The 5545-nt window shown below is 41.4% G+C and carries 5 protein-coding genes; 2 read left to right on the forward strand and 3 right to left on the reverse strand.

Annotation, left to right across the window (positions count from 1 at the left end):
* A partial coding sequence (locus MRT15_RS11515) for a sodium-translocating pyrophosphatase (protein ID WP_304330383.1) occupies window positions 1–1575 on the forward strand: 1575 nt, incomplete at its 5' end.
* A gap of 59 nt (window positions 1576–1634) precedes the next feature.
* Window positions 1635–3035, forward strand: coding sequence for an MATE family efflux transporter (locus MRT15_RS11520; RefSeq protein WP_304330385.1), 1401 nt, complete (start codon window positions 1635–1637; stop codon window positions 3033–3035).
* A gap of 209 nt (window positions 3036–3244) precedes the next feature.
* On the opposite strand, the gene MRT15_RS11525 is transcribed toward MRT15_RS11520, so the two are convergent.
* The 3 genes from MRT15_RS11525 to MRT15_RS11535 form a co-directional block, all read right to left on the reverse strand.
* A complete protein-coding gene (locus MRT15_RS11525) occupies window positions 3245–4204 on the reverse strand; it encodes an ABC transporter permease (protein WP_304330386.1) in 960 nt (319 codons plus the stop codon).
* Window positions 4201–5205, reverse strand: coding sequence for an ATP-binding cassette domain-containing protein (locus MRT15_RS11530; protein WP_304330387.1), 1005 nt, complete (start codon window positions 5203–5205; stop codon window positions 4201–4203). The genes MRT15_RS11525 and MRT15_RS11530 overlap by 4 nt, the downstream gene beginning before the upstream one ends.
* Before the next feature lies 1 nt (window position 5206).
* Window positions 5207–5545, reverse strand: a 339-nt coding sequence (locus MRT15_RS11535) for a hypothetical protein (protein WP_304330389.1), incomplete at its 5' end; no start/stop codon positions are given.

The following is a 5545-nucleotide window of genomic DNA, read 5'->3' on the forward strand; positions in this document are numbered from 1 at the left end:
AGTTTGATTGGTGTTGGCCTCCTATATATTATACTTCAAAACCCAGTTTACATTGTTGGTTTCGGTTTTGGAGCTAGTTTATCTGCATTATTCACCCAGCTTGGTGGTGGAATTTTCACTAAGGCTGCTGATATAGCTGCTGATTTGGTGGGTAAGGTTGAGCATCGAATTTCTGAGGATGATCCACGTAACCCAGCAGTTATCGCTGATCAAGTTGGTGATATTGTTGGTGATTGTGCTGGTAGGGGTTCTGATCTTTTTGAGTCTCTCAGTGATGATTATGTTACTGCAATGATACTTGGATCGATGTTTATTGGTAGGTTTGGTATTAATGCTTTAGCTTTCCCACTGCTACTTGGAGCGTCGAGCATAATTGCAACTCTAGTTGGTATTTCATTGATAAACTTTTCAAGTAGGGGGAAACCAACTTTTATATTCAATTTGGGTTTAATTGTAACGGCAATTTTCTGCATTTCAGGTTCCTACATAGTTTCCATGCTAACACTACATGACTTCAATGTTTTCCTAAGCATTTTAAGTGGTTTATTAGCCAGTTTGGCTGTGGGGTTTGTAGTCCAGTATTATACTGGTTTTGGCGGTGGACCTGTGAAGAGGGTTGCTGAAGCATCTAAGCGTGGTGCAGCCATAAATATTTTAACCGGGTTTTCCTATGCTCTTCAAGGCCCCTTCCTACCAATATTGATGGTGGCATCAGCCTTCCTATTCTCATACATTGTAACGAATGGGTCAATTTATGGCATTCTTGGAGCTAATCTTGGAACTGATTTAGCCATAGGCTTTATAATGTCTGGTGATGCCTTCGGCCCCATATGTGATAATGCTGCTGGAATTGCTGAGATGACTGGATTTAGAGTTTTCAATGGCGGTTTAGATGAGCTTGATGCCCTTGGGAATACCACTAAAGCTTACACCAAGGCTTTTGCATCATCATCTGGAGTTTTCTCAACCCTCGTGATATTCATGACTTATAGTGAAATCATTGATTTCTGGAATATCAATTTTAGGGTTATGAGCCCAATATTCGTTGCCGGCCTACTTATAGGTGCATCATTATCCTTCATATTCTCCTCAATGGTTATTGGTGCAACAAGTAAAACTGCTTTGGAATTGGTGGATTTAATTAGGAATTATTTTAAGGAGAATCCAGAAGTCCTTGAGGGTAAGGCTAAGCCCGATTACGCTAGATGTGTTGATGTGGCTACAAACCTCTCCCTTAAGCGTATGGTTATCCCCGGATTTATAGCCATGTTGCCGCCAATACTAATTGGATTCACACTTGGCAAATATGCTCTTGGAGCAATGCTGCTTGGTGGGCTATCATCGTCAGCCATTCTATCCCCAATGTTCACTTTTGGAGGTGGATTATGGGATAATTCTAAGAAGTATATTGAGAAGGATTTCTGGATGAAGGGTACCCCAGCACATGAAGCTGCAGTTGTTGGCGATACCGTTGGCGACCCATTGAAGGATGTTGCAGGCCCCTCCCTGAACATTTTTATGAAGCTTATGAATATGGTGGCGCTTCTGATAGCTCCAATACTATTATCCCTCTAAATTAAGTGATGATGTTGTAGTTAATTTTATAGGGATATTATTTTTGAATTAATAAAGTTATGTCTGATGAGATTGAAGAGGGGGTTGAGCCTCGAGGTATTGGTAGGTATAGGGATCAGATTGTTAGTGGCCCAATCATTAGAACCCTAATATGGCTCGGCATTCCACCCCTAATAAATCAGATAGTTATGGTGGCTTACAATGTTGCTGATGCGTTTTGGCTGAGCATGTATAGTGATTATGCTGTGTCTGTTCCTAGGCAAACTTGGCCTGTGGTCATGCTTTTCCAAGCAGTTTTAAATGCCTTGACAGCTGCAAGTTTAAGCATTATTTCACAGTATATTGGTGCTAAATCCTATAGGGATGCAAGCTCCTCCGCCTCCAAATTCTTCACTTTAGCATTCATTCTTGGAGGAATATTTTCCACAACCTTCTACATGCTTAGAGGCTTAATATTCACATCGATTGTTTCAGTTCCACCTGAAATATTTGATGATGTTATGAAGTATTCTGGGATTATTGCTGTGGATGTCTTCCTAAACTATATCTCATTCATTTACACTACTATACTTCAAAGCGTTGGCGATACTAGGAGGCCTGCAATTGTAAATGTGATTGCTGTTTCAGCGAATGTGGCTTTAGACCCATTCCTAGTTTTGGGTATTGGTCCGTTTCCAAGATTGGGGGTTGTAGGAGCTTCAGCCACTGACGTCATGGGGAAATTGATATCCATTACGGGTTTAACCTACATACTTAGGAAGAGTTATCCAGATTTGAAGGTGAAATTTACAAGCAACATTGATCTCGATTGGATTAGGTTGGTTTTACGTATAGGTATTCCGGTTTTAGCTTTAGGTTTAACTAACAGCTTCGCATTTATATTCCAATTAAGATTGGTTAACGCTTTTGGCGTCGTTGTTGCCACAGCTTACTCCATAGGTTTCGTAATCATGGATATTGTGGATGGTGCTTTGTGGGGTTTTATGGGGGCAAACTCCATAATGGTTGGGCAAAATCTTGGTGCAGGGAATTTCAGTAGGGCTAGGGAGGTGGCATATAAATCTGCATTGCTTGTGTTTAGTGTAATTCTTCTAGGTTCATTAATATTGTACCCCATCAGGTCAGATATCATTGTTGCATTTACAGATGATCCGCAAGTTTTTGCTGAAACTGATTCCTTCCTTAGAACCCTTCTTCCAACATTGGCTTTCTTCGGGTTATTCATGATTGGGATGTCCACGGGTAGAGGTTCTGGACATACGCTTATCCCAACTTTAATAGGGATTGTTAGGCTTTGGGTTATAAGAATTTTCATGGGATACATATTTGCCTTTACCTTCATGATGGGGTCTTATGGAATTTGGCTTGCACTCTCATTAAGTAATGTTGTTGGCGGCTTACTATCGATTGCTTGGATTAAATATGGCGATTGGGCTAAGGCTGTGGTGAGGAGAGGTTGATGATGGAATTTTCCATAATTAATGCCTTGCTTAATTACAAATTTTTATTCTTTTAAGGTTGATCATTTAAAATTCATCATTCTCCCTAAAATTAATGAACAACAAAATAATCTTCTAATTGCTTTCCATAATTATGATTAAACCTAGAGCTAGAGTATAAGAGTATAAATGTGTGGAATATTGATGTTTGCATCTAATTTATGATTCTCTTATTTGGTTAGGTATCTCCATGAGAGCACTATGCCTATTGTAGCTAGTATTGAAGCAAATATTCCTAGATATATGAAGTCTATTATTAGGGATGATGTATTTAATGGTAGTATTGTTAGCTGTCTAATGGCGTCTGTTAGGTAGGTAAGCGGGTTAGCGTGTGCTATGATTTGCATCCATGTAGGCATCATTGATGTTGGGAAGAATGTGTTGCTTGCAAACATTAAGGGAGTTGTTATTAGGCTTACGAATTGCATTGGTCTCTCCATACGTGTAGATCTTATGGAGAAGGCTATGAAAATTGATGAAAGTCCAACGCTTAACAGGAATATTGCTGCGTATATTCCTAAAATGTTGAGCAAGGTGAATGTTGAGCTTAGCCGTAGCCCTATCAAGTAGGCAAGTGATAATATTACTGTTGCTTGGAACATGGCTCGGAAGGTTGAGTTGAGAATTTTAGCGAATATTATGGCTGCCCTTGAAACGGGGGTGCTTATCACCTTATCCAGAAAGCCTAAACGGCGATCCCAAACTATGGACATTCCACTAAACATGGTTGTGGTCATGACTATCATTGAAATCATTCCCACAGCCATATAACTGAAGTAGTCTGTGACGCCGAAGGTGTTCATCATAACCTTTTCCCCTATGTTTGAAAACATTTGCTGAAGTTGTTGTGCAATCAAAGCGCCTGGTATGACTATGGTTCCATTGATGGGTGGATTTGCAAATCTTCCAGGTATCTGGATGTTGGGGATGGTTATGTTGCCAAGACTGCCGGATGAGAATAGCCCTTGAATGTTCATGGATTTACCCAGCAACCCCATCCATATGAGGGGTTGGATAATGAACATTGCAAGCATGACTGGATCATTAAGCCACTTTTTAAGTTCTCGGCGGGTTAAAGCCCACAATCCTCTAGTAAAGCTTGGTTTGCACTCGTTTGGAGCACTTGTCATGTTTTCCTCGCCCTCCTTAAAGTCCTCTGTTGAGCCATAAATTCCTCCCTGGATTCCTCAGTATCGCGGATAGCCCGCCCCGTATACTCTAGGTAGACTTCATTTAAAGTTGGCTCCGTTAGTGAAAGTCTTGTTACAGTGAAGCCCCTACTCCTCAAAGCTTCAATGATTTTTGGGGCTGTTACCTCCCCCTTTGCAACTTTAATTCTGTAGGCGCCATCTTCCCTTCGAACCTCCTTAACATCTTCAACGCCTTTTATTATTTCCGTTACATCAGCATCTTCTCTTATGGCTATGGTTATTATGTCTCCACCCAAGCTGTCTTTAAGTTCGCTGGGCGTCCCAGTCACGATTATCTTCCCATGATCTATGATGGCTATGCGGTCGCATAGGGTGTCAGCTTCCTCCAAGTAATGTGTGGTCATGAAAATGGTCATGCCATACTCCCTCTTTAGACGCTTAATGTATTCCCATGTTGCAGCACGCGTTTGAACGTCTAAACCCAGGGTAGGCTCATCCAAGAACAGCACCTTAGGCCTGTTAATTAGTCCACATGCAAGTTCAAGTCTACGGCGCATTCCACCGGAATATGTTTCAACCCGTTTATCCTTGAACTCCGTTAACTCCACAAGCTCCAGCAGCTCTAAAGCCCTCTTCTTGGCTATATCGCGGGGAATACCGTATAGGTCTGCGCAGAGCATGATGTTTTCGTAGCCAGTTAAATCTTCATCAGCCGTATATTCTTGTGGTACAACGCCAATAACCTTCCTAACTTCGTTGGCCTGCTTCACGATATCGAAACCAAGCACTGAGGCTGTTCCCTCCGTTGGTTTAAGCACAGTTATAAGCATATTTATTGTCGTAGTTTTCCCTGCACCATTCGGTCCAAGAAAGCCGAATATTTCACCTTCATATACGCTGAAGGTTATGTGATCGACGGCCACTAGACTCTTATTGTAAATCTTCGTTAATCCTTCAGCCCTGATAACTTCCTCCCTCAATTTATTCACCCCTCAGCTTTTTCTCTGTTTCTTCAAGCTTCTGGGCTGTCTCATTTAGAATATTCAAAACTTCTTTCATGGCTTGCTCCGAAAACCTTTCTTCAAGGGTTAAACCTATGTTAACTAGTGCCTTGAGAATGCGTCTGAATGTCTCTCTAACTTCGGCAGCTTCTTCTGGGGGGATGCGAAGCCAGAAACTACTCATAAATGGCAGGGCAAAAAACTTGCGATCCATACGGAATTGAGCGTAAACTTTGCGTTGTTCCTCAAGAAGCTTCCTCCCCTTTTCAGTAAGCATGTACCTTTTCATTCCACTCTCCTCAGTCGGTACTCCCTGAAT

It is taken from the genome of Candidatus Culexarchaeum yellowstonense (assembly GCF_024707025.1).
GTDB lineage: Archaea > Thermoproteota > Methanomethylicia > Culexarchaeales > Culexarchaeaceae > Culexarchaeum.